31 protein-coding genes and 3 pseudogenes are annotated in these 25,723 nt (G+C 73.3%); 17 read left to right on the forward strand and 17 right to left on the reverse strand.

The features are described from left to right. Positions 1-36 precede the first annotated feature (36 nt). The gene (locus BLW04_RS08755; RefSeq protein ID WP_091538774.1) at positions 37-1,218 is read right to left on the reverse strand and encodes an alpha-hydroxy acid oxidase; all 1,182 of its coding nucleotides are present in this window, start codon (positions 1,216-1,218) and stop codon (positions 37-39) included. Between the two features lie 13 nt (positions 1,219-1,231). Here BLW04_RS08755 and BLW04_RS08760 point away from each other — a divergent pair, with 13 nt between their 5' ends. The 3 genes and pseudogenes from BLW04_RS08760 to BLW04_RS28255 form a co-directional block, all read left to right on the forward strand. Beyond that, positions 1,232-1,555 carry an Rv2175c family DNA-binding protein gene (locus tag BLW04_RS08760; protein WP_091538778.1) on the forward strand — a complete coding sequence of 108 codons (324 nt, stop codon included), beginning with the start codon at positions 1,232-1,234 and terminating at the stop codon, positions 1,553-1,555. A gap of 25 nt (positions 1,556-1,580) precedes the next feature. After that, a complete protein-coding gene (locus BLW04_RS08765; RefSeq protein ID WP_091538782.1) occupies positions 1,581-2,015 on the forward strand; it encodes a lycopene cyclase domain-containing protein in 435 nt (144 codons plus the stop codon). Positions 2,016-2,059: 44 nt separating this feature from the next. Beyond that, positions 2,060-2,221, forward strand: a pseudogene (locus BLW04_RS28255) (lycopene cyclase domain-containing protein); the annotation flags it as partial. Here the strand turns inward: BLW04_RS28255 and BLW04_RS08775 are convergent. From BLW04_RS08775 to BLW04_RS08785, 3 genes are read right to left on the reverse strand one after another with little or no spacing between them, the layout of a single operon-like run. Next, a complete protein-coding gene (locus tag BLW04_RS08775) occupies positions 2,218-3,159 on the reverse strand; it encodes a phytoene/squalene synthase family protein (protein WP_217630934.1) in 942 nt (313 codons plus the stop codon). The pseudogene BLW04_RS28255 and the gene BLW04_RS08775 sit on opposite strands and share 4 nt — an antisense overlap. Beyond that, complete coding sequence (gene crtI, locus BLW04_RS08780) at positions 3,156-4,670, reverse strand: phytoene desaturase family protein (RefSeq protein ID WP_175483964.1); 1,515 nt, start codon at positions 4,668-4,670, stop codon at positions 3,156-3,158. Before crtI ends, BLW04_RS08775 begins: the two co-directional genes overlap by 4 nt. After that, a complete protein-coding gene (locus tag BLW04_RS08785; RefSeq protein ID WP_091538788.1) occupies positions 4,667-5,800 on the reverse strand; it encodes a polyprenyl synthetase family protein in 1,134 nt (377 codons plus the stop codon). The genes crtI and BLW04_RS08785 overlap by 4 nt, the downstream gene beginning before the upstream one ends. A gap of 173 nt (positions 5,801-5,973) precedes the next feature. Here BLW04_RS08785 and metF point away from each other — a divergent pair, with 173 nt between their 5' ends. Genes metF through BLW04_RS08800 form a run of 3 tightly spaced genes read left to right on the forward strand, consistent with a single transcriptional unit; the run spans position 5,974 to position 8,011 of the window. Next, entirely contained in the window at positions 5,974-6,879 is a 906-nt protein-coding gene (gene metF, locus BLW04_RS08790; RefSeq protein WP_091539085.1) for a methylenetetrahydrofolate reductase [NAD(P)H], read from the forward strand. Between the two features lie 41 nt (positions 6,880-6,920). Further along, positions 6,921-7,625: an SDR family NAD(P)-dependent oxidoreductase gene (locus tag BLW04_RS08795; RefSeq protein WP_091538791.1), complete on the forward strand. Its 705-nt coding sequence runs from the start codon at positions 6,921-6,923 to the stop codon at positions 7,623-7,625. Beyond that, a complete protein-coding gene (locus tag BLW04_RS08800; RefSeq protein ID WP_091538795.1) occupies positions 7,622-8,011 on the forward strand; it encodes a type II toxin-antitoxin system VapC family toxin in 390 nt (129 codons plus the stop codon). The genes BLW04_RS08795 and BLW04_RS08800 overlap by 4 nt, the downstream gene beginning before the upstream one ends. An 83-nt stretch (positions 8,012-8,094) precedes the next feature. Here the strand turns inward: BLW04_RS08800 and BLW04_RS08805 are convergent, their stop codons facing one another. From BLW04_RS08805 to BLW04_RS08820, 5 genes are all read right to left on the reverse strand, one after another. Further along, positions 8,095-9,666, reverse strand: coding sequence for an HsdM family class I SAM-dependent methyltransferase (locus BLW04_RS08805; RefSeq protein WP_139306781.1), 1,572 nt, complete (start codon positions 9,664-9,666; stop codon positions 8,095-8,097). A gap of 89 nt (positions 9,667-9,755) precedes the next feature. Continuing rightward, positions 9,756-10,034: a type I restriction-modification system subunit M N-terminal domain-containing protein gene (locus tag BLW04_RS25820; protein ID WP_175483965.1), complete on the reverse strand. Its 279-nt coding sequence runs from the start codon at positions 10,032-10,034 to the stop codon at positions 9,756-9,758. Next, positions 10,025-10,363 (reverse strand): ribbon-helix-helix protein, CopG family, encoded by a 339-nt coding sequence (locus tag BLW04_RS29555; RefSeq protein WP_091538799.1) that lies wholly within the window; start codon positions 10,361-10,363, stop codon positions 10,025-10,027. Before BLW04_RS29555 ends, BLW04_RS25820 begins: the two co-directional genes overlap by 10 nt. Before the next feature lie 205 nt (positions 10,364-10,568). Further along, positions 10,569-10,946: a type II toxin-antitoxin system VapC family toxin gene (locus BLW04_RS08815; RefSeq protein WP_217630935.1), complete on the reverse strand. Its 378-nt coding sequence runs from the start codon at positions 10,944-10,946 to the stop codon at positions 10,569-10,571. Beyond that, a complete protein-coding gene (locus BLW04_RS08820; RefSeq protein ID WP_091538803.1) occupies positions 10,943-11,194 on the reverse strand; it encodes a ribbon-helix-helix domain-containing protein in 252 nt (83 codons plus the stop codon). Before BLW04_RS08820 ends, BLW04_RS08815 begins: the two co-directional genes overlap by 4 nt. Positions 11,195-11,373: 179 nt before the next feature. Here BLW04_RS08820 and BLW04_RS08830 point away from each other — a divergent pair. After that, a pseudogene (locus BLW04_RS08830) lies at positions 11,374-11,646 on the forward strand (type II toxin-antitoxin system RelE/ParE family toxin); the annotation flags it as partial. 98 nt (positions 11,647-11,744) lie between these two features. Beyond that, positions 11,745-13,235, forward strand: a complete 1,491-nt coding sequence (locus BLW04_RS08835; protein ID WP_091538806.1) for a carboxylesterase/lipase family protein — start codon at positions 11,745-11,747, stop codon at positions 13,233-13,235. A 43-nt stretch (positions 13,236-13,278) separates the two neighbouring features. On the opposite strand, the gene BLW04_RS28260 is transcribed toward BLW04_RS08835, so the two are convergent. Continuing rightward, positions 13,279-13,590 (reverse strand): type II toxin-antitoxin system VapC family toxin, encoded by a 312-nt coding sequence (locus tag BLW04_RS28260; RefSeq protein ID WP_371327781.1) that lies wholly within the window; start codon positions 13,588-13,590, stop codon positions 13,279-13,281. 58 nt (positions 13,591-13,648) lie between these two features. After that, a pseudogene (locus BLW04_RS29560) lies at positions 13,649-13,705 on the reverse strand (hypothetical protein); the annotation flags it as partial. Positions 13,706-13,805: 100 nt separating this feature from the next. On the opposite strand from BLW04_RS29560, the gene BLW04_RS08845 reads away from it, so the two are divergent. Genes BLW04_RS08845 through BLW04_RS08855 form a run of 3 tightly spaced genes read left to right on the forward strand, consistent with a single transcriptional unit; the run spans position 13,806 to position 16,668 of the window. Continuing rightward, positions 13,806-14,927, forward strand: a complete 1,122-nt coding sequence (locus BLW04_RS08845; RefSeq protein WP_254781195.1) for a LolA family protein — start codon at positions 13,806-13,808, stop codon at positions 14,925-14,927. Beyond that, positions 14,924-15,862, forward strand: a complete 939-nt coding sequence (locus BLW04_RS08850) for an ABC transporter ATP-binding protein (protein ID WP_217630936.1) — start codon at positions 14,924-14,926, stop codon at positions 15,860-15,862. The genes BLW04_RS08845 and BLW04_RS08850 overlap by 4 nt, the downstream gene beginning before the upstream one ends. After that, a complete protein-coding gene (locus tag BLW04_RS08855) occupies positions 15,859-16,668 on the forward strand; it encodes an ABC transporter permease (RefSeq protein WP_091538816.1) in 810 nt (269 codons plus the stop codon). The genes BLW04_RS08850 and BLW04_RS08855 overlap by 4 nt, the downstream gene beginning before the upstream one ends. On the opposite strand, the gene BLW04_RS08860 is transcribed toward BLW04_RS08855, so the two are convergent. After that, a complete protein-coding gene (locus BLW04_RS08860) occupies positions 16,665-17,228 on the reverse strand; it encodes a dihydrofolate reductase family protein (protein WP_091538819.1) in 564 nt (187 codons plus the stop codon). The two genes, BLW04_RS08855 and BLW04_RS08860, sit on opposite strands and share 4 nt — an antisense overlap. Then, entirely contained in the window at positions 17,221-17,790 is a 570-nt protein-coding gene (locus BLW04_RS08865; RefSeq protein WP_091538824.1) for a dihydrofolate reductase family protein, read from the reverse strand. Before BLW04_RS08865 ends, BLW04_RS08860 begins: the two co-directional genes overlap by 8 nt. An 82-nt stretch (positions 17,791-17,872) precedes the next feature. Between BLW04_RS08865 and BLW04_RS08870 the strand changes: the two genes are divergently transcribed. From BLW04_RS08870 to BLW04_RS08880, 3 genes are all read left to right on the forward strand, one after another. After that, complete coding sequence (locus BLW04_RS08870) at positions 17,873-18,127, forward strand: carboxymuconolactone decarboxylase family protein (protein WP_091538828.1); 255 nt, start codon at positions 17,873-17,875, stop codon at positions 18,125-18,127. Between the two features lie 12 nt (positions 18,128-18,139). Beyond that, a complete protein-coding gene (locus tag BLW04_RS08875; protein WP_091538831.1) occupies positions 18,140-18,472 on the forward strand; it encodes a carboxymuconolactone decarboxylase family protein in 333 nt (110 codons plus the stop codon). Positions 18,473-18,954: 482 nt separating this feature from the next. After that, positions 18,955-20,208, forward strand: a complete 1,254-nt coding sequence (locus tag BLW04_RS08880) for an MFS transporter (protein WP_175483966.1) — start codon at positions 18,955-18,957, stop codon at positions 20,206-20,208. 1 nt (position 20,209) lies between these two features. On the opposite strand, the gene BLW04_RS08885 is transcribed toward BLW04_RS08880, so the two are convergent. Further along, complete coding sequence (locus tag BLW04_RS08885) at positions 20,210-21,019, reverse strand: lipase family alpha/beta hydrolase (protein ID WP_091538837.1); 810 nt, start codon at positions 21,017-21,019, stop codon at positions 20,210-20,212. Between the two features lie 41 nt (positions 21,020-21,060). Between BLW04_RS08885 and BLW04_RS08890 the strand changes: the two genes are divergently transcribed. Together BLW04_RS08890 and BLW04_RS08895 are read left to right on the forward strand one after the other, a co-directional pair. After that, positions 21,061-21,768, forward strand: a complete 708-nt coding sequence (locus tag BLW04_RS08890) for a CDP-alcohol phosphatidyltransferase family protein (RefSeq protein ID WP_254781196.1) — start codon at positions 21,061-21,063, stop codon at positions 21,766-21,768. 103 nt (positions 21,769-21,871) lie between these two features. Further along, positions 21,872-22,849, forward strand: coding sequence for a carbohydrate kinase family protein (locus BLW04_RS08895; protein WP_091538844.1), 978 nt, complete (start codon positions 21,872-21,874; stop codon positions 22,847-22,849). 1 nt (position 22,850) lies between these two features. On the opposite strand, the gene BLW04_RS08900 is transcribed toward BLW04_RS08895, so the two are convergent. From BLW04_RS08900 to ddaH, 3 genes are all read right to left on the reverse strand, one after another. Next, a complete protein-coding gene (locus BLW04_RS08900; protein WP_254781197.1) occupies positions 22,851-23,507 on the reverse strand; it encodes a flavin reductase family protein in 657 nt (218 codons plus the stop codon). A gap of 44 nt (positions 23,508-23,551) precedes the next feature. Continuing rightward, on the reverse strand, positions 23,552-24,133 hold the full coding sequence (locus BLW04_RS08905; protein WP_091538847.1) for a peroxiredoxin family protein: 582 nt from the start codon (positions 24,131-24,133) through the stop codon (positions 23,552-23,554). Between the two features lie 154 nt (positions 24,134-24,287). Continuing rightward, positions 24,288-25,139, reverse strand: coding sequence for a dimethylargininase (ddaH, locus tag BLW04_RS08910; protein WP_217630937.1), 852 nt, complete (start codon positions 25,137-25,139; stop codon positions 24,288-24,290). A 133-nt stretch (positions 25,140-25,272) separates the two neighbouring features. Here ddaH and BLW04_RS08915 point away from each other — a divergent pair, with 133 nt between their 5' ends. After that, on the forward strand, positions 25,273-25,719 hold the full coding sequence (locus tag BLW04_RS08915) for an Lrp/AsnC family transcriptional regulator (RefSeq protein WP_091538854.1): 447 nt from the start codon (positions 25,273-25,275) through the stop codon (positions 25,717-25,719). Positions 25,720-25,723 lie beyond the last annotated feature (4 nt).

The raw sequence follows: 25,723 nt of genomic DNA on the forward strand, positions 1-25,723 counted from the left end.
CGGTGGCCAAAGTGGCCACATTGGCCCCAGGGGGTGTCACCGGGCGCGGACGACGGTGTCCCGGGGCACCGTGGCGACGTCGGGGAGACCACACAGCACCATGGTGTGGGCGAGCTCCGCGGACAGCCCGGTGATCACCGACGCCACGCCGTCGGCGCCCCCGGTGGCCAGGCCCCAGACGGTGGGCCGGCCGAGGAACACCGCGCGGGCACCCAGGGCAAGGGCCACGAGCACGTCGGAGCCGTGCCGGATGCCGCCGTCGGCGTACACCTCCACCTCGTCCCCGACCGACTCCACCACCTCGGGCAGGGCGTACGCGCTGGACACCGCCGGGTCGACCTGCCGGCCGCCGTGGGTCGACACCCAGACCGCGGACGCGCCGGCCTCGACGCAGCTCGTCGCGTCGTCGCCGCGCAGCACGCCCTTCACCACCACCGGCAGTCCGGACACGTCGGCGAAGCGGCCGATCTCGTCGAAGGTCCAGGTCGGCGTCTCCATCGCCTGCAGCCGCGGCTGCTCGTCGGTGACGAGTGGGTGGTTGGCCAGCCGCAGCCCGGCCGGCAGGACGAAGTCGCTGGCCAGGTCGCGGCGGCGGCGGCCCAGCAGCGGCAGGTCGACGGTGAGCACCAGGGCTCGGTAACCGGCGTCGCCGGCCCGGCGGGCGAGGTCGTCGGTGTGGCCGGGGGAGTGCAGCCGGTAGAGCTGGAACCACGAGGGCGCGGCCGGGGCGCTCGCGGCGACATCCTCCAGCGAGGAGTTGGCGCTGGTCGATACGGTCATCAGCGCCCCGGCCGCCGCCGCGCCGGCCGCGGTGGCCCGCTCGCCGTCCGGGTGCGCCATGCCCTGGTAGGCCCACGGCGCCACCCCGATCGGCGTGGCCACCTCGCTGCCCAGCAGCGTGGTGCCCAGCTGCGCCGCGGCGATGCCCCGCAGCACCCGGGGCCGCAGCCGCCACTCCTGCCAGGCGTCGGCGGCCTCGGCCAGCGTCGTCTCGGTCTCCGCGCCGCCGGCGTAGTAGCCGAAGACGTCGGCGGGCAGCAGCGCGCGGGCGCGCGCCTCCAGCCGGTCGAGGTCGAGATAGGGCGGCTTCCGCTCGGGGTCGTCGCGGGTCGCCGGGGCGACGGCGGTATCGCTTTCCGGCGCAGGGGCTGTCCGCTGCCGGTGGGTCAGGGTCGGCCGTTGCTCCGGGGTGTCTGCCGGGCCGTGGGTGCTCGCCATAGGCTGACAGCCTATGGACACGCTCACCCCCGCGGAGGTCGCCGAGCAGCTCGGCGTCTCGGCCAACAAGGTTCGCCAGCTGATCGCCGAGCGGAAGCTCATGGCCGTGCCCGGCAGCGGCAACAGCAAGATTCCCACGGACTTCCTGCAGGACGGGCACATCCTCAAGCACCTGCCCGGTCTGCTGACCGTCCTCTATGACGGCCGGTTCACCGACGAGGAGGCGTTCGCGTGGCTGTTCCGGGCCGACGACTCGCTCCCCGGCACCCCGGTGCAGGCGCTGCGGGACGACCGGCACACCGAGGTCACCCGCCGCGCCCAGGCCCTGGCGCTGTAGTCCCGACCGTGCCGGCCCCCCGCTGATGGCGCACCTGACCTATCTCGGGCTGCTGGTCGGCTGCCTGGTGGTCACAGCGCCGCTGGAGGTGCTGCTCGGCGTGCGGGTCTACGCCCGCTGGCGCCGGCTGCTGCTGGCGGTGCTGCCGGAGTTCATGGTCTTCGTGGCCTGGGTGCTCTACGCCATCGCCGCCGGGCACTGGGACTACAGCGCCACGCGCACCCTCGGCGTCCGGCTGCCCGGTGGGATGCCGCCGGAGGAGTTGCTGTTCTTCCTGGTCGTCCCGGTGTGCGCGGTGCTGGCCTTCGAGGCGGTGCGGAAGGTGACCGGCTGGGAGGCCGGCTACCCCGCGCCCGACGACAGCCCCGGGACCATCGCAGCGAGGAACGAGCGAGGAGCGGACCGGGGCGCGCAGTCGGGCCAGTCGGGCCAGTCGGGCCAGTCGGAGGCCGACCGGTGACGTACTCCGCGCTCGCCGTCCTCGCCGTGGTCGCCGTCGTGGTGGTGGACCTGGTCGTCTACCGCACCCGGCTGGTCACCCGCCGGGTCTTCTGGGTGGCCTACGTGATCGTGCTGTTCTTCCAGCTGCTGATGAACGGCGTGCTCACCGGGCTGGACGTGGTCACCTACGACCCGTCGGTCATCTGGGGCCTGCGCATCGCCTACGCGCCGGTCGAGGACCTGCTGTTCGGCTTCGCCATGGTGACTCTCACCCTGGCCAGCTGGGCGGCGGTCAACCGGCGGGCGAACACGGCCAGGCGGCGGGGCTTCGACACCCGCACCCGCCGGTCGAGCACCCGGTAGTCGGCCCGCTCGATCGCGGTGAGGATGCCGCCGTAGAGGTCGGTGGCGGCGCGGACGCAGTCCCGGGACTCCGCGGCGAGCAGGGGGGTGCCCGGCGCCGCGTCGTCGTAGCGGCGGCGGGTGAGGGCCACCATCTCCCGCATCAGCTCGCGGAACCGGGCGTCGAAGCGCTTGGCGGCCAACTGCTCGCGGGTCACGCCGTGCGCGGCCATCAGGTCCGCGGGCAGGTAGACCCGGCCGCGGTCGACGTCCTCGCCGACGTCGCGCAGGAAGTTGGTCAGCTGGAAGGCCTCGCCCAGGGCGATGGCGTGCGGCGCCGCCTCCTCCCGGGCCACGCCGGGGGCGGTGCCGAGCACCGGCAGTACCTGGAGCCCGATCACTGACGCCGACCCCCACATGTAGCGGTCCAGGGCGTCCAGGTCGGCGTAGCCGGTGACATCGAGGTCGCTGGTCATCGCGGCCAGGAAGTCGACCAGGTGCTCGACGGGGATGTCGTAGCGGCGCACGGTGTGCACCAGCGCCAGCCGTACCGGGTCGGTCGACCAGCCGGCATCGAGCTCCTCCAGCGCGGCCCGCGACCACGCGGCGAGGTCACCGGCCGGGTCGTCGCCGGGGACGTCGACCAGGTCGTCGGCGGTGCGGGCGGCGGCGTAGAGCGCGTGCACGGCCGGACGCCGGTCGGGGGTGAGCAGCCGGGTGGCCAGGTGGTAGCTCTTGCCGTGCTCGGCGGCGATCGCCGCGCAGTGCCGGTAGGCGGCGTCCAGGGTCGCCTGCCGCTCGGCCTGGGTGGGCGCGCTCATGCCGGCACAGGGCCGGTGATCCGCTCGGCGGCCAGCCGGCCGCTGATCACCACCATCGGGACGCCGACCCCCGGCTGTACCGACGACCCGGCCAGCACCACGTTCTCCGGGCCGCTGCGAGGCAGGGTCGGCGGGCGGAACGGACCGGTCTGTCCGAAGGTGTGGGCCAGCGCGAACGGGGTGCCCGCTGCCATGCCCAGCGCCGCCCAGTCGACCGGCGTCAGCACCTCCTCGACCTCGATGGCGCCGGTGAGCCCGGTCCAGCCGCGGGCCTCCAGCGTGGCCAACACCTCGTCCCGGTAGCGCGGGGTCAGCCGCGGCCAGTCCAGGTCGGGGTTGCCGCCGCTGCGGGGGTCGAGGTTCGGCGTCGGGGCGACCACGCTGAGCACCTGCCCACCGGCCGGGGCGAGCGAGCGGTCGGTGACCGACGGCATGCTGACCAGCAGACTCGGGTCGCTCATCGGCCGGCCGTCGCGGGTGAGTTCGCGGAACACCTGCTCCCAAGAGTCGCCGAAGCTGATCGTGTGGTGCGCCTGCCCGGGCAGCTCGGCGCGCACGCCCAGGTGCAGCGCCACGCAGGACGGCGAGTAGACCGGCCGGCGCGGAGGCCGCAGCCCCGGCACCAGCAGGTGCGGCTGGTCGACGGTGACCACCACGGCGTCGGCGGGCAGCCGCTCCCCGCCCTCGAGGCAGACCCCGGTGACCCGCCGTCCGGACACCTCGAGCTGCTCGGCGTAGGCGCCGTAGCGGAACTCCGCCCCGGCGTCGGTGGCCGCGGCGGCCATCGCGGCCGGGACGGCGGCGATCCCGCCCTGCGGGTGCCACACGCCGGCGCCGATGTCCAGCTGGGCGATGACGGCGTAGGCGGCGATCGCCCGGAACGGCGAGACCCCGGCGTAGAGGGCCTGGAAGCTGAACAGCCGGCGCAGCCGGTCGTCGGTGAAATACCGGTCGACGTGCCGGGCCAGGGTGCGGAAGCCGCCCAGCCGGGCCAGCGCGACCAGCTCAGGGCCGAGCAGGTCCAGCGGGGAGTCGAGGTTGCGGTCGATGAACACCGGCAGCTGGATGCGGTGCAGCTCGGCCAGGTGGGCCAGGTAGCGGCGCAGCTCGACGGCCTGGGCGGGGCCGCAGACCCGTTCCACCTCGGCGGCGAAGGCCTCGGGGTCGGCGTGCACGTCCAGGGCCGAGCCGTCGGCGTACTGCGCCCGGTAGGTGGTCGCCAGCGGGGTGAGGGTCACCCGGTCGGCGAGCCGTTCGCCGACGGCGGCCAGCGCGTCGTCGACCAGCTCGGGGGCGGTGAACACCGAGGGGCCGGTGTCCAGCGAGTACCCGGCCCGCTCGACCCGGCCGGCGCGGCCGCCGGGGCAGGCGGCGCGGTCGACGACCGTCACCTCCCGGCCGGCGCCCCGCAGTCGCAGCGCGGCCGACAGCCCGGCCAGTCCGGCGCCCACGACGACGACCCGGTCGGTGCGGCCGGGGACGGTGCGGATCCCGCGGGTCGGCAGTCTCATGCGGTGCGCGTGGTCGCCGCGACGGCCAGCGCGTCGAGGGCGGCGCGCGCGTCCGAGGCGATCGGGGCCTCGGCGATGGCGGTGCGGGCCAGCACGGTGCGCTCGGCGATCCGCTCCTCGACCCGGGCGCGGGCGCCGGTGCCCTCGATCAGTTCGCGGAGTGCCCGCAGCTCGTCCGGGCCGGCCGCGGGGTCGCCGAGGCAGTCGGTGAGCAGCTGCCGGCCGGCTGCGTCGGCCTGCTCCTCGGCGAGGGCGATGAGCAGGGTCTGCTTGCCCTCGCGCAGGTCGTCGTCAGCGGACTTGCCGGTCACCGCGGGATCGCCGAACACGCCCAGCACGTCGTCCCGGAGCTGGAAGGCCTCGCCGAGCGGGAGGCCGATGTCGGTGTAGACCGCGGCCGTCTTCGGACCCGCGCCGGCGATCGCGGCACCGAGCTGCAGCGGGCGCTGGACGGTGTACCCGGCGCTCTTGTAACGGGCCACGGTAAGTGCGCCGCCGGGACCGGGCAGCCCGCCGGCGGCCCGCAGTAGGTCCAGGTACTGACCGGCGGTCACCTCGGTGCGCATGGTGTCCCAGACGGTGCGGGCCCGGCCGAGCGCCGGTGCGCTGATCCTCGAGCAGCGCAGCAGCTCGTCGGACCACACCAGCGCCAGGTCGCCGACCAGGATCGCCGCGCCCACGCCGAAGGAGTCGCCGTCACCGGTCAGGTCCCCGTCCCCGTGTCGGGTGGCAAAGCCGATGTGGGTGGCCGGGCGGCCGCGGCGGGTGAGAGCGCCGTCCATGACGTCGTCGTGGACCAGGGCGCTGGCGTGGAAGAGCTCCAGGGCGGCGACCGCACGCAGGACGGCGGAATCGTCCTCGGCTGGTCCGGGGGCGTCGGCGGCCACGCCGCGCCACCCCCAGTAGGCGAACAGCGGGCGCAGCCGCTTCCCTCCGGCGGCCAGGGCGCAGAGCTCGTCGCCGACGGGCGTCAGCGTCGGATCCATGTCGGCCAGGGTGGCCCGCTGCGTCTGGAGGAAGTCGCCGAGGGCCGCCGCGACGGCGCCACGGATGCGGTCGAGGTCGGCCGCGGCCAGCGGAGGAGCCGGGGGGCGGGGAGAGGGCTCGCGGTGCTGCGTGCCGACGGTCACCCGGCCAGTATCGTCCAACTCGGTCGAACGATGCCTGGTCACCGGGGACGGGCCCCCGCTCGCGCCGCGTTGCGCGTTCGTCGGTCGCCTTGGCCCGTGGTGCACCACGTGGAAAGCGGCAGGACGGCGTGCAACGCGGGGACGGCGTGCGGGCGCACGTACTCTCTGCGGTCGTGACCGGCACCGTGCGCGAGCTGCTCGACCAGCAGCGGCCGACGTGGTCCTTCGAGTTCTTCCCACCCAAGGACGCCGCGGCCGAGGCCCAGCTGTGGACGGCGCTGCGCCAGCTGGAGCGGCTGCGCCCCTCGTTCGTCTCCGTCACCTACGGCGCCGGCGGCTCCACCCGCGAGGGCACCGTCGCGGTGACCGAGCGGATCGCCGCGGAGACCACGATGCTGCCGCTGGCCCACCTGACCGCCGTCGACCACAGCGTCGCCGAGCTGCGGCACGTGGTGAGCCGGCTGGCCGCGGCCGGGGTGCGCAACCTGCTCGCGTTGCGCGGCGACCCGCCCGGCGCCGACCCACAGGCCGAGTGGGTGGCCCATCCGCAGGGGCTGCGCTACGCCGCCGAGCTGGTGGAGCTGATCAAGTCGATCGGCGACTTCTCCGTCGGCGTCGCGGCCTTTCCCGAGCGGCACCCGCGGTCGGTGGACTTCGAGACCGACACCGAGATGTTCGTGGCCAAGTGCCGGGCCGGCGCCGACTTCGCCATCACCCAGATGTTCTTCCAGGTCGAGGACTACCTGCGGCTGCGGGACCGGGTGTCCGGCCGCGGCTGCGACGTCCCGGTGATCGCCGGCGTCATGCCGGTGACCAGCGCTCGGCAGATCGCCCGGATCGTCCAGCTGTCGGGTCAGGCGTTCCCGACCGAGCTGGCCGACCGCTTCACCGCCCTTTCCGGCGACCGCCCGGAGGACAAGCGCGCGGTGCGCGACCTGGGGGTCGAGGTGGCCACCGGGATGTGCCGGGAGCTGCTGGCCGAGGGTGTGCCCGGGATCCACTTCATCACCATGAACCGCTCGACGGCGACCCGGGAGGTCTACGCCAACCTGGTGCCGGCTCGGGTTCCGGTTCCCTGAGCCGCGCAGCGGTGGCGGCCCCGGTGCGCCAAGGTGGCCTGATGCAGCTGTCGGGTGCGGTGGTGCTGGTCACCGGGGCCAGCCGAGGGATCGGTCGGGCCACCGCTGAGCTGCTGGCGGCCCGCGGCGTGCACGTTGTCTGCGTCGGCCGGGACGAAGCGGCCCTGCAGGAGGTCGCGGGGCGGTGCGGCGGCACGGTGCTCGTCGCCGACCTGAGCGCGGCCGACGCGGCCGACCGGGTGGTGGATGAGACGCTGGACCGGCTCGGGCGGTTGGACGCCGTCGTCGCGAATGCCGGAGTCGGCCATGCCGGCCCGGTCGCCACGATGGCCGCCGAGCAGGTCGCAGAACTGGTCGAGGTGAACGTGCGGGCGCCGCTGCTGCTGGCCGGCGCCGCCGTCGCGGCCTTCGCGGCCTTCGCGGCCTTCGCCGAGCAGACCCGCAGGCAATGCGATGCACTATGTATTGCACCGCCGGGTACGCTGCTCGGCATGGGATCACTGCTGCAGATCCGCAACGTGCCCGACGAGGCGCGGGAAGCTCTCAAGGCGCGGGCGGCCGCCCGCGGCGAGTCGCTCAACACCTACCTCCTCGGCCTGCTCCAGCGTGACGTGGCACGGCCGACGGTCCAAGAGGTGTTCGACCGTGCTGCCCGACGAGTGGAGCAGGCGCAGGAGTCAGTCGTCGAGGCGCTCGCCGAGGAGCGTGCGGGACGCGAGGCCGAGCTGAGGTCCCGGCCGGCGTGATCGTGGTCGACTGCTCGGCGCTGGTCGACGTCCTCAGCGGGGCTGCCGGAACCGAGGAGCTGCGGGCCCGCCTGGCCGGCGACGAGCTGAGCGCACCGCAGTTGTTGGACTACGAGGTCGTTTCGGCCCTCCGAGGGATGCTGCGCCGCGGCAGCATCACCGCCGGGCGAGCCGCGAACGTGTTGACCGACTACCAGAGCTTGGCGGTGGAGCGATGGCCCGCCGACGACGCCCTGCGGCGCCGCGCGCTGCAACTCCGTGACGACGTGACTGCATACGACGCGGCCTACGTGGCGCTGGCCGAGGCGCTGGACTGTCCGCTGATCACCCGCGATGCGCGGCTCGCCCGATCGAGCGGTCACGGCGTCGTGATCCAGGTGCACTGACAGCGGAGCGCTACGGCTCCCGGGCCTCGTCCTCACGAACCACCTCGGATGTGGCAGCGATCCGGCGCAGGTCGTCGGTCTGGTCAACTCCGGCGGTCGCGGCGTCGAGCTTGCCGGCGAGTTCCTCGAACCGCTGTGCGGCCCGCTCGATCACATCGTCTGCGTGTTGCATCGGGCTCACCTCCATCATGGATCAGCCGGTCGACGTAGGCGTCGACGTCCTCGACCAGGGGCACCTTCCCGTTGTCGCGGAGGTCTGGATCGGGCAGTGCCTCGCCCTTCTTGTTTGCGACAACCGGCGCGTCCGGATCAGTCACCGCGGCCGCCGCCAGCACGGCCTTCTTCAGCCCTGGTGCCAGTCCGATCTGTTTGCGCGCGGTACAGGCATTCAGCAGCCGCTCGGTGAAGGCCGCCTCGGTCTCCTCCGCCGTCCCGACCAGGTCGGTCAGCGCGCCGAGCAGCGCCTCGTGGGTGCGCCGGGCGTCGTCGTCCCCAACCGACAGCGCGACCACCGGCTTGGCCGAGGCGACGGCTTCGACAATCTCCGCGGTGACCGTCCACCGCCGGCGCAGCGGCCGCTCGACGGTGATCCGGCGGAAGCCGAACGTGTCGTTGTCGAAGACCTTCACCCGGTCGTCGGCGAGTAAGGGGGCGTCGGCGGAGAGCCGGGTGACCGCGGCGATGTGGTCGTCGTCCAGCAGCTTGCGCTTGTCACCCAGTGACTTGCGCATCTTCGACCACTCGCCGCGGGCGTCGATCAGCGCGACCGTGCCCCGCCTCTCGGGGCGCTTGCGGTTGGTGACGATCCAGACGTAGGTGCTGATCCCGGTGTTGTAGAACAACTGGTCGGGCAGCGCGACGATGCCTTCCAGCCAGTCGTTCTCGATGATCCAGCGGCGGATGTTGCTCTCCCCGGACTCGGCGGCGCCGGCGAACAGCGGGCTGCCGGAGAAGACGATTGCCACCCGGCTGCCGCCGTCCTCGGGCGCCTTCATCCGGGCGATCATCTGCTGCAGGGACAGCAGACTGCCGTCGGAGACGCGGGGGAGCCCGGCGCCGAAGCGTCCGTCCATGCCCAACGACGCGGCCTCGGCCTTGATCGTCGTGGCGGACTTGTTCCAGTCGACGCCGAACGGCGGGTTGGCGAGTGCGTAGTCGAAGCGTTTGTCCGCGTGCCCGTCGGCGGTGAGCGTGTTGCCCAGCACGATCCGCTCGGGGTCCTGACCTCGGATGAGCAGGTCGGACCGGGCGATGGCCCAGGTCTCGGGATTGATCTCCTGGCCGAACATCTCCGGCCGGGCCTTGGCGTCGAGTCGGGTCAGGTACTGGTCGGAGATGTTGAGCATGCCGCCGGTGCCGCACGCCGGGTCGTAGATCGACCGGACCGGCGCGGCGCCGGTGAGCACGTCGGAGTCCTCGCTGAACAGCAGGTTGACGATCAGCCGGATGACCTCGCGCGGGGTGAAGTGCTCACCGGCCGTCTCATTGGAGAGCTCGGAGAACCGGCGCAGCAACTCCTCGAAGACGTAGCCCATCGCGTGGTTCGGCACGACCTCGGGACGCAGGTCCAGGCCGGCGAACTTGCCGAGCACCAGGTACAGCAGGCCCGCCTCGTCCGGCCGGCTGATCTGTTCGTCGAACCGGTACTTCTCCAACACCTCGGCCGCGCCGGGGGAGAAGGCGCCGATGTAGGCGCGCAGCTGGTCGGCCAGGTTGTCGGGGGAGCCCAGCAGTGTGGCGAAGGTCAGCGGGCTGGTGTTGTAGCAGGCACCCCAGCGGCGTCCTTGAGCAGCACGTCCGGGGTGTCGGTGATGGCCTTGAGCTGCTCGGCGCGGGCCAGGACGGCGGGCTTGCTCTTGTCCAGGACGGCGTCCAGCCGGCGCAGCACCAGCAGCGGAAGGATCACGCCGCGGTACTCGGCCGGCTTGTAGTCGCCGCGCAGCAGGTCGGCCACCTGCCACACGAACTGAACCTTGCCCTCGAAACCCTGCCCGCGTGTTCTCCCGCTCGTCGCTACCAGCAAGCAGCCGCTCCCCACCTCCGGTGAGTGGCCGCTCGCGGCAGGTTACGACTTCTCGGTGTCTCGGTGTCTCGGTTCTGCGGCGCGCGCTGGTGACCGTGGTTCAGCTCTCGTCCAGATGCTCGGTACGTGGCCCGCGCAGTTCGTCGATGTAGTCGCTGCCCGATTGCGCACGGGCACCCCAGGCATCCGCGGAGGCGCGCAGCGCCGCCAGCCGCTGCTCGAGTGTGCGCCCGCCGTACTGCCGCCCGCCGGATCAACGCCGAGCGTGATGCGCCGGTACGCGACACGGCTGCGGCCAGCAGGTCGGCTTCCTCGTCGTCCAGATAGATCTGGGGCCGGCGACACCGTCAACGTAGATCGGAAGATGTCCCGAGGTGACCGTTGGATCTGGACGAGCAGGCGGCCGATGAGTCAACAGTCCGGCCGCCGGGACCGAGCTGGGCGAGTCTCTTGCCCCGGCTCATCGTCGCGTCCGCGAGGCAGGGCCGGATGTCGGAGTAGTCGACGAGGCCATCGCGGCTTCGCGGCTGATGATCAGTACGGCGCGCGCAGGTCGTGAAACATCGGGAAGTGCCGGACGTTCCGCGTGAGCAGGCGAGAACTGGTGCGGATGGCCGTCGCAGCGATGGCAAGGTCGGCACTGTCAATCGTGTGATGACTGGGAAGCCAACGTCGGCCGAGCGCTCCGGCGTCCTCGGCCACGTCGGCATCAACCGGATGCCACACGAGGGTCGACAGCAGCGAGCGGGTGGCGTCCTCCTCTGCCGGACGCATTCCAGCGAGAACCTCCAGGCGGGTGATCTCACTGGCCTGCAGCGGAGCAGCCATACGTTCCCCCTCCAGAACCGCCGCGGCCTGCTCATGGCCCCGCAGGTAGTCGATCAATATTGACGTATCGACCAGGGCCGTCACGAGCCGAGCGGCAGACGTGACCCGGAGCGCAGCTGATCAACCCATGCGGCGCCGTCGAGGTCGTGGTCCTTCCACGAGCCGAACGCCTGACGCATCGCGGCGAGGTCATCGTCACTGGACCGCTCTGTGCCGTAGACGGCTTCGACCGCATCCCGGATGAGGGCGGAGATCGACTTGCCGGTACGGGCTGCCGCCGTGTCGAGGGCGCGACGTTCCTCGCTGGTCAGCGAGATCTGAGTCCGCATCATGATGTAACGTTACATCACCAGGGTGGCCGTCGGGCCGTCGTGTTCCTCGAGCGCTACGGCCGGCGTGCTGCCGTGCTGCTCAGCCCAGAGCGATACGAGCAGTTGATGGACGCCCTGGAAGAGACCGAGGACGTCGCAGCCTTCGACGCGGCCATGGCCGAAGAAGGCCCGAACATCCCGTGGGACCAGGTCAAGGTGGATCTCGGCTGGGCACGAGCGCCTACCGGATCGAGGTCCACCCGGCGGCGGCGCGAGCGCTCCGGAAGCTCGACCCGTCGGTTCGACCACGTATTCAGGGGGCGATCGCCCTGCTGGCTCAGGATCCCCGTCCGCCTTCCGCCCGTGCCCTTGCCGGGCGGCCCGGCTTCCGGATTCGGGTCGGCGACTACCGCATCATCTACACCGTCCACGACGACGTGCTGGTGGTGGTGGTCATCGTCGTCGCGCTCGGTCATCGCCGCGAGGTCTCTGACCGTGCACCGGTGGGCGGTCCCGCCGGAACGACCCCCGGGTGCGACGGCCGGAGCGCCGGTCCGCTAGACCTCAGCACATGCAACTCGAGGTGGTCACCAAGTCAGGCACCATCCGCGGCGCGGCCAGCGGCCCGGCGGTCGCCTTCAAGGGCATTCCGTACGCCGCGCCGCCGTTCGGTGACCTGCGCTTCGCCGCGCCGGTGCCGGTGCCGAGCTGGGACGGCGTGCGGGACTGCACCGAGTACGGCCCCACCGCACCGAAACCGCTCTATCCCGCGCCGGTGGACCTGCTGTTGCCCGAGCCGGTGGTCCTGGGTGAGGACGTGCTCAACCTGAACGTGTGGACCCCGGACCCGTCGGCCGACGGCTTGTCGGTGCTGGTGTGGATCCACGGCGGGGCGTTCGTCAACGGCTCCGGGGCGGTGCCGCAGTACGACGGGACCGCGTTCGCCCGGGACGGCGTCGTCCTCGTGACCATCAACTACCGGCTGGGCGTCGACGGCTTCCTGCACTTCGACGACGGCGGCCCGGCGAACCGCGGGCTGCTGGACCAGGTGGCCGCGCTGGAGTGGGTGCGCGACAACATCGCGGCGTTCGGCGGCGACCCGGATCGGGTGACGATCGCCGGGGAGTCGGCCGGCGCGATGAGCGTGACGTCGCTGCTGTCGATGCCGCGGGCAGCCGGGCTGTTCTCCCGGGCGGTGGCCCAGAGCGGGGCCGGGCACCACGCGCTGTCCGCGGGGACGGCACGGCGGGTGGCCGGGTACCTGGCCGAGCGGCTCGGGGTACCGCTGACGCGGGAGGCGCTGGCGGCGGTGCCGATCCCCGAGCTGGTGGCGGCCCAGCAGGCGTTGTCCCAGGAGGCGGCTACGGCACCCGATCCCGCCCGCTGGGCCGAGATCACGCTCAACTCGATGGTCTTCGAGCCGGTGATCGACGGCGACGTCCTGCCTTCCCTGCCGATCACCGCGATCACGGCCGGTGCCGACTCCGAGGTCGACCTGCTGGTGGGCACCAACACCGACGAGCACGCGCTCTTCCTCGTGCCGAACGGTGTCGTCGACCTCGTGAACGAGGACCTGCTGCGCATGGCACTGGCGGGCTACGGCGTGCCGGTGGACGCCGTGATCGATGCCTACCGGGCCGATACGCCGTCGGCCACGCCCGGCGAGCTGCTCATCAAGGCGGCCACGGACTGGTTCTTCCGGGTGCCGGCGGTCCGGCTGGCGGAGGCGCGGGCGGTCGCGCCGGGGCAGACGTTCATGTACGAGTTCTCGTGGCCGAGCCCGCAGTTCGGCGGGCGGCTCGGAGCCTGCCACGCCCTGGAGTTGGCGTTCGTCTTCGACACCCTGGCAAGTGAGGGGGTGAAGCCGATGGCGGGACCCTCCGCCCCGCAGCACCTGGCCGATGCGATGCACGCCGCCTGGGTGGCGTTCGTGCAGACCGGTGACCCGGGCTGGCCGGCCTATGACGTCCCGAAGCGCCCGGTGCAAGCGTTCGGGGATCTCACCGCGGTGGTCCCGGACCCGCGGCCGGAGCAGCGTGCGCTGTGGGACGGCGTCCGGTAGGCAGGCTCGCGAGACACGACGCGTTTGCGCGATCAGGCCGGGGTCACCAGCCCCAGCGTCGGAAGTACGTGCGATACCGCCGGGCGTCGCGGGTGATCAACGTCAACCCCGCCACGGCGGCATGCGCGCCGATGTAGAAGTCCGGCGGCGGGGAACGTAGCTCACCGCCGCGGCGGCGGTAGGCGGTGAACGCTTGCGCTGCCAGAAACCCCGCTGCATACGGCAACGCAGCACGCCGGAACGTCGTCTCCGGGAGGGCCGCATCCAGCTCTTCGACGCGGTCGTAGCCGGCCGCGAACTCGGCGTAGACGAGCGGGTCGATCACCTCTGGCCCCGACCGCGGGGCAGCTGCCAGCGCGGCCCGTGACCCCGTCCTCCACGACGAACTTCACCTCCGTCTCCGGTAGCAGCCCGAACTCGTCGCGAATGCTGCGCGGGATGGTGACCTGCCCTTTGCTCGTGATCCGCATGACTGGAAGCGTGATTACGTCGCCGGGGGTTGCCCGGTGCGCAGGATGTACGGCGGCCGCGACGGTGAACCAGTCGGCGCGCTGCGACGTACGGTGAGTCGTGGCCCAGCGTGCAGGAGGAGCGGGGCGCCGCTGGGCGCTCGTGGTCGCCGCGGTCGCCGTCCTGCTCGCGCTGCCCGCCCTGATCGGCGCGTTGCCCGCCTCGGACGCCGGCACCTCGGCTCCCGACCTGCGGGACCGCGCACTGGCCTCGTCCGACGTCGCCTTCACCGGTTACGCGCAGGCCGCCGGCGGGCTCACCCTGCCGGTAGGCGACCAGCTCACCTCCGTCGCCGACCTGCTCAGCGACCGGACGACGATGCGCGCCTGGTACCGCGCCCCCGACGACTGGCGGGTCGACGTCGTCTCGGCCACCGGCGAGACCGGGGTGCACCGCGACGCCTCGGGCACCTGGACCTGGCGGTACGAGGACGACGTCGCCTCCCGGGCTGCCGCCCTGCCGCTGTCGTTGCCCACCGCGCCGGACCTGCTGCCCAGTGTACTGGGCCGCCGGCTGCTGTCCGAGGCCGCCGACGGGGAGCTCTCCCGCCTCGGCGCCGAGCGGGTGGCCGGCCGCGACGCCCTGGGCCTGCGGATCACCCCTTCCGACGCCGCCGCATCGGTGTCCCGGGTCGACGTCTGGGTCGACGCCGAGAGTGGCATCCCGCTGGGCGTCCAGGTCTCCGGCGGCCAGACCGGCGGAGGAGAGCCGGCCGTGGACACCAGCTTTCTGAGCCTGGACCTGGTCACCCCGGCGGCCTCGGTCACCGCGTTCACCCCGCCGCCGGGCGCCGACGTCCGGCGCGACCAGCAGCAGGCGGACCTGCTGGACACCGGCCGTCAGTACGCCGCCGTCCAGCTGCCCGCGACCCTGGCCGGACTGCCGGGCCGGGCGGTCGACGGCACCCCGGGCGCGGTCGGCGTCTACGGCCGCGGGGTCACCCTGCTCGCCGTCTCGGTGCTGCCCGGCCGGGCCGCGTCCCCGCTGCGCGACACCCTGGTGGTCGCCCCCGGCGCGGTCGTCGACGATCTCGGCGTCCGCATCGCGGCCGGCCCGCTGGGCCTGATGCTGGTCGACAACGGGAACCGCGGCACCTGGCTGCTGGCCGGCACGGTCGACCTGGACGCGCTCGCCACCGCCGCGGCGGAGCTGCCCGCGCCCCCGAGGAGAGGAGACCGGTGACCGCTGCGGTGATCGCGACGCAGGGACTGGTCAAGCGGTACGGCCAGGTGCGGGCCGTGGACGGCATCGACCTCGACGTCCGGGCCGGTGACGTGTACGGCTTCCTGGGCGCCAACGGGTCGGGCAAGACAACGACGGTCCGGATGCTGCTCGGCCTGGTGCTGCCCACCTCCGGAGAGGTCCAGCTGCTCGGTGAGCGGATGCCGAAGGCGGCGCGGAGGGTGCTGCCCCGGGTCGGCGCGCTGATCGAGTCGCCCGCCGCCTACGGGCACCTGTCCGGGCGGGCGAACCTCACGCTGCTGGACGCCGCAGGACCGGGTGGATCGCGCCGCACCCGGCGGCCCCGGGTCGACGAGGTGCTCGAGCAGGTCGGCCTGGCCGGGGTCGGACGGCGGCCGGTAAAGGCCTACTCGCTGGGCATGCGGCAGCGGCTGGGGCTGGCCGGTGCGCTGCTGCGCCGTCCGGAGCTGCTGGTCCTGGACGAGCCGACCAACGGGCTGGACCCGCAGGGCATCCACGAGGTCCGCGACCTGCTCCTGGAGCTGCACCGCGCCGGCACCACCGTCTTCCTCTCCAGCCACCTGCTGGCCGAGGTGGAGCAGCTGTGCAGCCGGGTCGGGGTGCTCGACCGCGGCCGGCTGGTGCTGCAGGACGACCTGGCCACCCTCACCGCGCCGACCGGGGCCACGGTCGTGGAGACCCCGGACCCGCAGCGGGTGCGTGCCGCGCTGGACGGCCGGGTGCTCTCGACCGACGGGGTGCGGGCCATCGTCCGGGGGGCCGACCCGGCGGAGGTCAACGCCGCGCTGGTCGCCGCCGGCGTCCCGGTCACCGGCCTGGCCCTGCAGCGTCCGTCGCTGGAGGAGGTCGTGCTGGCCGCCGCGGGCGGTAGCGCCGACCGGGTGGACGGCACCGAGGGGAGGACCCGCCGGTGATCGCCGTCGAGCTGTCCAAGATGTTCCGCCGGCCGCGCACGTGGGTGACGATCGGGCTGCTCAACGGGCTGCCGGTGCTCGTCGCCGTCCTGCTGGCACTCACCGACCTGGCGCCGCGGCCGGGGGAGGGTCCGCCGTTCCTGTCCGCCGTCCTGACCAATGGCACGCTGTACCCGCTGGCCGCGCTGGCCATCGTGCTGCCGCTGTTCCTGCCGATCGCGGTCGCCCTGATCGCCGGCGACGCCGTCGCCGGTGAGGCCCAGGCCGGCACGCTGCGCTACCTGCTGGCCCGCCCGGCCGGCCGCACTCGGCTGCTGGTGGCCAAGCTGGTCTCGGTCTTCGCCTTCGTGCTGGTCACCGTGCTGGTGGTCGCCGCGGTCGGCTACCTGGTCGGCCAGGTGTTCTTCGAGGTGCAGCCGCTCGGCGGGACCGCGCTGTCGGGCACCTCGCTGACCCCGGCCCAGATCGCCGGCCGCACGGTGCTGTCGATCGGCTACGTCACCGTCTCCATGCTCGGGGTGGCCGCCTTCGCGCTGTTCTTCTCCACGCTCACCGACTCCCCGCTGGCCGCGATGATCGGCGCGCTGGCGGTGCTCATCGCCTCCTCGCTGCTATTCACCCTGGACGCCGCCTCCTCCATCGCGCCCTACCTGCCGACCCGCTACTGGCTGGCGTTCGTCGACTTCTTCCGCGACCCGATCCTCTGGAGGGACATCGTCCGCGGCCTGGCGTTGCAGGCCGTCTACGTCGCGGTGCTGCTCGGGGCTGCCTGGGCGAACTTCGCCACCAAGGACATCACCAGCTAGGCGCGCCGCACCCGGTGGTGCAGGTGGACGACCCCGCTGCCGAACCGGTGCTCGTCGAGCAGCTCCAGGTCCAGCCGGACGCCGGCGGGCAGGACCGGGGTGCCGCCGCCCACCACGACGGGGTGGACGAACAGGTGCACCTGGTCGACCAGGCCGGCCCGGAACGCCGCGGCGGCCAGCCCGGGGCCGCCCACGCTGAGGTGCCGGGCCGCCTCGGCCTTGAGCCGACGTACCGCGTCCGGGTCGAAGACCCGCTCGAGCCGGGTGCGGGCACTGGACACCGCCGGCAGCGTCGTGGAGTAGACGACCTTGTCGGCGGCCCGCCAGACCGCGGCGTAATCGCGGACGACGGCCGGCTGGTCGGGCCCCGTGGGCATCGTCTCCCAAGCCACCATCACCTCGTACATCCGGCGGCCGTAGCGATACGTGCCGATCGCCCGCTCCTGCTCGTTGACGACGGCGTGCAGCTCCTCGTCTGGCTCGGCCCAGTCGACGCGGCCGTCGGCGTCGGCGACCATGCCGTCCAGCGAGGTGATCGCCGAGTAGACGAGCTCAGCCACGGGGTGTCACCGGTGAACCGGCGAACTCGACGCACTCCAACCCGGCCGGGCCGCCGTCGAAGGCGTCGTAGAGCCGCTCGCCGCCGCCCAGCAGCACGGGCACCACAGTCACGTGCAGCTCGTCGACCGGACCGGCCCGCAGGTACTGCCGGACGGTGTCCGCCCCGCCGCCGAGCCGGACGTCGGCGTCCCCGGCTGCTGCGCAGGCCTGCGCCAGGGCCGCCTCGATGCCGTCGGTCACGAAGGTGAACGTCGTCCCGCCGGCCATGGTCAGCGGCGGCCGTGGATGGGAGGTCAGCACGAACACCGGGTCGGGGTGCGGCGGGTCCTCGCCCCACCAGCCGGTCCACTGCTCGTCCGGCCGGTCTCGATCGCGGTCGATGACGCCCGGGGCGCTGTCGGCGCCGGGCTCGCCCAGCATCGCCCGGCCGGTCGGGGTGGCGAAGACCCACCCCTGCAGTCGTTCACCGTCCACCCCCAGCGGGTGAGCGAGGTCCTGGCCGGGCCCGGCGGCGTAGCCGTCCACCGAGATCGAGAGGTTGTGCACCCGCAGTCGCGGCACGGTTGTCTCCTCTGCCTGGTCGAGTCGGAGGTCAGACCGCCGGGGTGGCCGGAAGTCATCGGCGCCGTCTAGGTTGGCCGGCATGGCCCGCCTGCCCCTCGTGGACTCCAACGACGAGAACGCCGACCCGCTGGCCCGGGAGGTGCTCAAGGCCGTCGCGGCCGCGCGCGGCCGCAGCGTCGACCCCGCCGTCTACCGGGCGGTGGCCAACCACCCCAAGGCGCTGCAGAAGATGGTCGAGTTCGGCACCGTCGTGTACTTCCAGAACTCGATGACCCCGGCTCAGCGGGAGCTCGCCTACCTGACCGCCTCGGTCACCAACGAGTGCCATTACTAGATCCCCACGCACGTGCTGCTCGGTCGGGCGGCGGGGTTGACGGAGGAGAAGCTGGCCCACCTGGGGGACGACCCGCTCCCCGACGGGCTGTACGCGGCAGACGAGGCGGCGATCGTTCGGTACGCGCAGCGGTCCACCCGGATGGACGTGATCGACGACCGCACGTACGGCGACCTGTCCGCGCACTTCACGCCCGAGCAGATCATCGAGATCTGCTTCACCGTGGGCCTGTCCAACATGATCAACCGGTTCCACGCCACCTTTCTCACCGAGGTGGACCCGGACACCCGGGAGGCACTGGCCCCCAGCTGCCCGCTGGCCTACCCGGAGGTGCCGGAGCCCTGATGCTCGTGCGGCGGGATCACCCCCGGCGCAGCTCGCTCGCGCCCGCTCGGATCGCCGGGCACCCCGTGCTGGTCATCGGCTACGTCACCGTCTTGCTGCCTTCCGCGACGCCGAGGATCACTCCTGCGCTACCGGCCTGCGCCGAGGATGGACGGTGGCACCTAGGCACCCTGCACACGGAAGAGACCAGTGTCCCGGGCCGTTCATCGCGGGCACGACCTCTGGCGTGGCCGCAGAGGCTTCCCGTTGCGGCATGCGATCGAGCCGCAAGCATCACTCCGGTATCAACAGTGATGCCATCAACGCACGCCGATGACCCTGCGTCGGTCCGATGCCGAGGCCGATGCTCTCCGCCGGAGAGCCAAGCTGGCGTCGAGGTCGATGCAAGACGTCGCCCGGGAGCCTGACCGCGCAGGGCCGGCAACGGGCCGCTGGATCGACGGATGCGACGGTCTTCGAGGGCCACCAGCTTCAATGACCTCGTGGAACAGAAGAAGGAGGCCGTGCACCCCGCTGCCGCGATCCCCGGGGACGGCGCGGTGCGCACCGGCCGCGGCGGTCCCGGCCAGTGGCGCTGGCCGGCGCTGGCGATGTTCACGGTCGGCTACGGCGCGAACCAGTTCGTGCCGCTGCTCGCTGTCTACCGGCGTGACCTGGGGCTGTCCGACGCCGCCGCGACCGCCGTCTTCGGGGTCTACGCCCTGGGCCTGGTCCCCGGGTTCCTGATCGGCGGCCCGGCCAGCGACCGCCACGGACGGCGACGGATCATGATCGCCTCGGCCGCGCTGTCGCTGCTCGCCACCGCCGTCCTGATCACCGGGCACTGGGGGGTGGCCGGCCTCTACGCCGGGCGGCTGCTCACCGGCGTCGTCTCCGGCACGGCCTTCACCGTCGGGACGGCGTGGGTCAAGGAACTGTCCGGCGGTTCTGTCGGCACCGCGGCCCGCCGCTCGGCGCTCGCCCTGACCGCCGGCTTCGGGGTCGGCCCACTCGTCGCCGGGCCGCTGGCGGAGTGGGCCCCGTTCCCGACCGTGCTGCCCTACCTGCTCCACCTGGTGCTCGCCGGCGTCGCCCTGGCGCTCCTGCCCCGGGCAGCCGAGACGCGGCCGGCCGGCTCGTCGGGGAGCGGCCGCCCGCGGATCATCCCCCAGGCGGCGCGCTCGGGCCGCTTCCCCCGGATCGTCGCGCCGATGGCACCGTGGGTCTTCGGCAGCGTCACGATCGTCTTCACCACCCTCCCCGCGCACGGCGTCCAGGCCCTTCCCCGGCTGGGCGTGGCCTTTCCCGGACTCCTGGCGGCCTTCGCGCTGGCCGCCGGCCTCGGTGGTCAGCGCGCGGGGCAGCGGCTGCACCAGGCGTCGGCGGCCCGCGGGGACGTCCGGGGCCCGGCCATCGGGCTGGCGGTTATCGTCGTGGGTTACCTGGCCGCGGCGCTGGCCACCGCCCGTCCCGGCCTCCTCACCGTTCTCGCCGCGGCCCTGATCCTCGGCAGCGGGTACGGGGTGTGCCTGGTCGTCGGCCTGCGCGAGGTCGAGCGGCTCGCCGCGCCAGCGGAACTCGGGGGACTGATCGCCCTCTACTACAGCCTGGCCTACCTGGGGCTGGCGATTCCCTACCTCCTGGCGCTCGCTGCACCGCACCTCGGCTACCCAGCCGCGCTGGTCGTCGCGGCTGCGGCCGCGGCGGTGACCCTCGTCGCCGTGCTGGTGCAAGGGCACCGCACCCCCGCCCGGTAGGTCAGCTACGGCGCAGCCGGGCGCAGTCGGCGGGCCCCAGCTCGACCGGCGGGCCGGCGGCCAGCTCGGCGAGCACGATGCCCTGCACGACCGGATCGGCGGGCAGCTGCCCGTGCGCGACGCGGGAGTCGGCGCACACCGACTGCACGGGGAGCTCCACCGCGCCGTCGAGCCGGGCGGACTCCGGCGGGGTGACCGTCTGGTCGGCCGTGGACCACAGCGACACCCAGGTAGGCCCCGCCGGGGTCTCGTCGCCGGCGTTGAGCCGGGCCAGCAGGCCGCTGTCGGTGGTCAGCTGCTGGCAGCCTACCGGGCACTGGCTGGGCGCGAGCCCGGCGCCGAGGTCGGCCAGCGTGGTGCCGTGGTGCGGGGACCCCAGGGTGAGGATGCGGCGGGCCTGCGTGGCTCCGCCGTCCGCGGCCCACAACCGGGCGATCACGCCGCCCGCGGAGTAGCCGACGACGTCGACGCTCGCGGCGCCGGTCCGGGCCAGCGCGTCGTCGACGGCGGTGGCCAGTACGTCGGCCGCGGCCTGCAGGTCGCCGGTGCCGTCCCCGGGGACGGCGACGACGCTGGCGTCCCGGCCGGCGGCGGTGAGCCGGTCGGCGAGCAGTTGCAGGGAACGGGTGGAGCCGCCGTAGCCGGGCATCAGCAGCACGGGACCGGGCTGCTCCTGGGACACCGGCGTCGGGTCGTCGGCGGTCAGCCGCGGGACCAGCACCGCGCCGACGACCGCGACCACGGCGACCACGAGGACGGCGAGCAGGCCCAGCACGAGGCGGCGGCGGGCGGGGGAGAGGCCGGCGAACACGCCCCCACTGTCCCCGCTCTGGCTGTGCGGAGCAGTGGCTGGTGGACTGGACGCGTGCAGCGGAACGCGGGGCCGGGGTGCTGAGCCGCGACGAGTACCTGGCGGCCTGGGCCGGCTGGCACGGCGGCACCGACCCGGCCGACAGCCGGCTGGTGCACGGCTGGCTCACCCTGGCCTACACGCTGGCCCGGCCCTTCGGCGGGCGCTCGCCCCTGCTGGCGACCGCGCTGGGGCTGATCGTGGCCGCCGCCGCCGTCGGCCCGGCGGTGGCCGGCGGGGGATGGCTGATCGCCGCCGGGCTGCTGGTCGGCCTCTCGGGCCTGCTGGACTCCCTGGACGGCGCCCTGGCGATCGCCGGGGGGACGGCGTCCCGGCGGGGCTTCGTGCTGGACTCCGCCGTCGACCGGCTGACCGAGGTCGCCTACGCCGTTGCGCTGTGGAGCGCCGGGGCGCCGGGCTGGTTGGCCGCCGCGTTCGGTGCGCTGTGCTGGCTGCCGGACTACCTGCGGGCCCGCGCGGGGCAGGCCGGGGTGTCCGAGACCGGGGCCATCTCGGCGTGGGAGCGCCCGACCCGGGTGGCGATGGCCGGCTTCACCCTCGGTGGCGCCGGGGTGCTCGCCGTCCTCCGTGCCGGCGGTCCGGACGCCGCCGACTGGGTCGTCACCTGCGGCGCCGCCGTCGGCTGCCTGCTCGGGGTGCTCGGCACCGCCCAGCTCGGCGTCCAGCTGCGGCGGGCGCTGGCCGACTGAGCGTCCGGCCGGGCCGTCTCCTACGCTGGTGCCGCCCCGGCGCTCATGCCTGCTCCGGGGTCTGTCGGGCGACGAGCCCCCGTCTGCAGGGAGAGTCGTCCCGATGCCCGTCGTCGTGACCGGTTCCATCGCCACCGACCACTTGATGACCTTCCCCGGAAAGTTTACCGACCAGTTCGTCGAGGGCCAGATGGAGAACGTCTCGCTCTCCTTCCTCGTCGACGACCTCGTGCAGCACCGCGGCGGCGCGGGCGCGAACATGGCCTACGGTCTGGCATTGCTCGGCATGGCGCCGGTGCTGGTCGGCGCGGTGGGCAACGACTTCGACGACTACGAGGCCTGGCTGACCCGGCACGGGGTGGACACCGGCAGCGTGCACTGGTCCGACGTCAAGCACACCGCCCGCTTCACCTGCACCACCGACGCCGCCAACAACCAGATCGCGTCCTTCTACTCGGGCGCGATGAGTGAGGCCTCGCTCATCGAGCTCGCCCCCGTGGAGAAGCGCGTCGGCCCGCTCGACCTGGTCATCGTCGGCCCGAACGACCCGACGGCGATGGTCCAGCACACCCAGGAGTGCCGGGACCGCGGCTACCCGTTCCTCGCCGACCCCTCCCAGCAGTTGGCCTGGGCCGACGGGGAGATGATCCGCGGACTGGTCGCCGGCGCGGACCTGCTGTTCACCAACGAGTACGAGCACGCGCTGCTGCTGCAGAAGACCGGCTGGACGGCCGACGAGGTGCTCGCCCGGGTCGGCACCTGGGTAACGACCCGGGCGGCCAACGGCGTGCGGGTCGACCGCGCGGGGGAGGAGCCGATCGAGGTGATCGCCGTCCCGGAGACCAAGCCGGTGGAGCCCACCGGTGGCGGCGACGCCCTGCGTGCGGGCTTCGTCGCCGCCCGCCAGTGGGGGCTGGGCCTGGAGCGGGCCACCCAGGTCGGCTCGGCCGTGGCCACCGCCGCGATCGAGGTCATCGGCACCCAGGAGTACAGCCTGCCGACGGGGCCGTTCCTGGAGCGCTTCGCCGCTGCGTTCGGTGGCGACGCCGCCGACGAGGTGGCCCCGCACCTCCCCGCCTGAGTCAGTCGCCTCTGACCTGCTCCCCGATGGAGGGGTCCTCGGCCCACTTCCGGTAGGGAATCCGGCGGATCTCCTTGACCTCGCCGATGGTCGACCACTCGTTGCCGCCCAGCCGGGCCAGCGGCCGCAGCTGATCGATCCGGGCCCGACCGTCGCGGACGGCGGTCTCCCAGACCGACACGTGCACCACCCGCCCGAAGACGACGGTGCTGTCGCCCAGCCGCAGCGTCGAGTGCAGGGCGCACTCGAGCGAGACCGGGGACTGGGCCACCCGCGGCACGCTCACCGTGTCGCTGGGCTCCAGCCGCACCCCGGTGTGCTCGGCCTCGCTCTCCCCGGCGGGGAAGTCCGTGCCAGTCGCGTTCACCCGCTCGAAGAGCGCCTCGGGGGTCAGGTTGACGGTGAACTCTCCGGTGGCCTCCGCGTTGCGCAGCGAGTCCTTGCGGCCCACCGAGGTGAACTGCACGATCGGCGGGTCGACGCAGGCCACCGTGTAGAAGGAGTGCGGGGCCAGATTGTGCACGCCTTCGGCGGACTGGGTGACCACCCAGGCGATCGGCCGGGGCACCACGACGGAGTTGAGCACGCGGTAGAAGGCGCCGGTGTCCATCTCGGCCGGGTCGAAGGAGACGCGCTGCGGGCTGCTCTGCACGGTCACCTGCCCATCGTCGTCCACGCCTCCCGGGGTGGCGCGGCCGGCTACTACCGGTCCGGCGGGTGCTCGGCCCGCCACTCGTCGAACGCGCCGAGGAAGGACTCGGCCATCCGCTGCTCGGTGGCGAGCTGCTCGCGGTCCCGCTCGTCGACCATCCGTTCGCCCAGCGCCATCGTGTTGAAGCGGATGGCCCGGAAGTAGGTGATGAAGCTGGCGGGCCGGAACGCGCGCTTGGACGGCTGCGGTTCGACGCCGTCGGGAGCCCAGGGATCGGGCGTGGGCAGCGCCGGCAGGCCCAGTGCCTCCACCGCGCTCAGCACCGGTTCGTCGTCGACCCGGTCGGTGAAGTCCCGGGACAGCTCGCGGAATACCTCCCGGCCGTCCGGGGCCACGGCCAGCACGATCGACCGGAAGATCGAGGCATCGGTGTCCCAGGCGCCCAGCGGCTTGGCGAGCCGCTCGCCGTCGGGGTCACTGACCCAGCGGAAGGGCAGGAACCACGTCCTGTTCATGGCGAGCTGGGCCTCGGGAGGGTCGACCGAGGCGAACACCACCTCGGTGCCGGCGGCGGACAGGCGGGACAGGGACCGGGCCAGGCGAACCGCCTGGCGCAGCAGTAGGGCTACCAATCGCCGCGCAGACCGACCAGTAGGAGGGCGGCGCGCTCGTCGGAACGCAGGGCGAGCAGGTCGTCGCTGTTCATCCCCCGACGGTAGGGGCGCCGCGGCCACCCTGCAGGTCGGAACGCGGCGACCTGCACCGGAGCCGGCCACGCGCCGGCGATCAGGAGCGGCGCGCGTCCCGCAGTTCCAGCGTGCAGCACTTGACGCTGCCGCCGGCCTTGAGCAGCTCGGACAGGTCGACGCCGATGGGCAGCCAGCCGCGCTCGGCCAGCTGGGCGCTCAGCGCGCCCGCGGCGCTGGGGAGCACGACGTGCCGGCCGTCGGAGACCGCGTTCAGCCCCAGCACGGCCGCGTCGGCCTCGCTCGCCTCGACGGAGTCGGGGAACAGCGTGCGGACGACGCCCTGGCTGCCCGGGCTGAAGGCGCCGGGGTACCAGGCGATGGTGTGGTCGTCCAGGACGGCCACGGCGGTGTCCAGGTGGTAGAAGCGCGGGTCGGCGAGCTCCAGGGTGATCACCGGGCGGCCGAAGAACTCCTGTGCCTCACGGTGGGCGGCGACGTCGGTGCGGAAGCCGGTCCCGGCCAGCACGAGGTCTCCGACGACCAGGAAGTCGCCCTCGCCCTCGTTGACGTGCCGCGGGATGTGCACGTCGGCGTACCCCGCCCGCTGCAGGAAGACGCGGTGCAGCTCCGCCTCGCGCTGCCGTTCGGGGTGGGCGAAGGAGGCGCCGAAGGCCCGGCCGTCCAGCACCAGCGCGCCGTTGGCGGCGAACACCATGTCGGGCAGGTCGGCGGCCGGGGTCAGGACGTCGACCCGGTGGCCGAGGCGCTCGTAGACGGCCACGAGCTCGCCCCACTGGCGGAGTGCGAGGTCGAGGTCGACCGGGCCGCCGGGCCGCATCCACGGGTTGATCGCGTACCGGACGTCGAAGTGGGTGGGCGGGCACATGACGTAGTGCCGAGGGCGGGCGACCCGTTCGAGGGCGGGCGCGGGCAGGGTGGCGGTGGACACGGCGACTCCGGGCAGAGCAGGGCTGGGGGCACTGGGAACGCTAGGGCCGCGACTACGCGCAGTCGATCCCTCGATGTTGCGCGCTCGCGGTGATCCGTTGCGTCTGGTGGGTGTCGAGCGCAACATGTGTGGCGTGAGTATCGTCGACGACATCGACCGCGGCATCGTGGCCTTCCTCCGGCGGGACGGGCGCGCGACCTTCGCCGAGATCGGGGCGGCGGTGGGCCTGTCGGCCCCGGCGACCAAGCGCCGGGTGGACCGGCTGGTCGCCGACGGCGCGATCAGCGGGTTCACCGCGATCGTCGACCCGCACGCGCTCGGCTGGGACACCGAGGCCTACGTCGAGGTCGCCTACAACGGGGTGGTCTCGCCGTCGCGGCTGCGGGCGGACTACACGGGGATCGCCGAGGTGGTCAGCGCCTGGACGGTGTCGGGCGTCGCCGATGCCGTGGTGCACGTGCTGGCCCGCGACGTGCGGCACCTGGAGGAGACGATCCAGCGGATCCGCGGGCTGCCGGACGTGACCGGCACGCAGACCGAGATCGTGCTGTCGCGGCTGTTCCAGCGCAGCCCGGACTGAGCCC

Source organism: Modestobacter sp. DSM 44400 (assembly GCF_900107175.1).
In the GTDB taxonomy this organism is placed as follows: Bacteria; Actinomycetota; Actinomycetes; order Mycobacteriales; family Geodermatophilaceae; genus Modestobacter.

What these genes read in the sequence shown, in the direction of transcription:
- BLW04_RS08820 (WP_091538803.1), bottom strand. Translation starts at nt 11,194, where the DNA reads ATGATGCGGACTCAGATCTCGCTGACCAGCGAGGAACGTCGCGCCCTC.
- crtI (WP_175483964.1), bottom strand. Translation starts at nt 4,670, where the DNA reads ATGAGACTGCCGACCCGCGGGATCCGCACCGTCCCCGGCCGCACCGAC.
- BLW04_RS08870 (WP_091538828.1), top strand. Translation starts at nt 17,873, where the DNA reads ATGGCCCGCCTGCCCCTCGTGGACTCCAACGACGAGAACGCCGACCCG.
- BLW04_RS08755 (WP_091538774.1), bottom strand. Translation starts at nt 1,218, where the DNA reads ATGGCGAGCACCCACGGCCCGGCAGACACCCCGGAGCAACGGCCGACC.
- BLW04_RS08760 (WP_091538778.1), top strand. Translation starts at nt 1,232, where the DNA reads ATGGACACGCTCACCCCCGCGGAGGTCGCCGAGCAGCTCGGCGTCTCG.
- BLW04_RS08835 (WP_091538806.1), top strand. Translation starts at nt 11,745, where the DNA reads ATGCAACTCGAGGTGGTCACCAAGTCAGGCACCATCCGCGGCGCGGCC.
- BLW04_RS08775 (WP_217630934.1), bottom strand. Translation starts at nt 3,159, where the DNA reads ATGAGCGCGCCCACCCAGGCCGAGCGGCAGGCGACCCTGGACGCCGCC.
- BLW04_RS08895 (WP_091538844.1), top strand. Translation starts at nt 21,872, where the DNA reads ATGCCCGTCGTCGTGACCGGTTCCATCGCCACCGACCACTTGATGACC.
- BLW04_RS08765 (WP_091538782.1), top strand. Translation starts at nt 1,581, where the DNA reads ATGGCGCACCTGACCTATCTCGGGCTGCTGGTCGGCTGCCTGGTGGTC.
- BLW04_RS08795 (WP_091538791.1), top strand. Translation starts at nt 6,921, where the DNA reads ATGCAGCTGTCGGGTGCGGTGGTGCTGGTCACCGGGGCCAGCCGAGGG.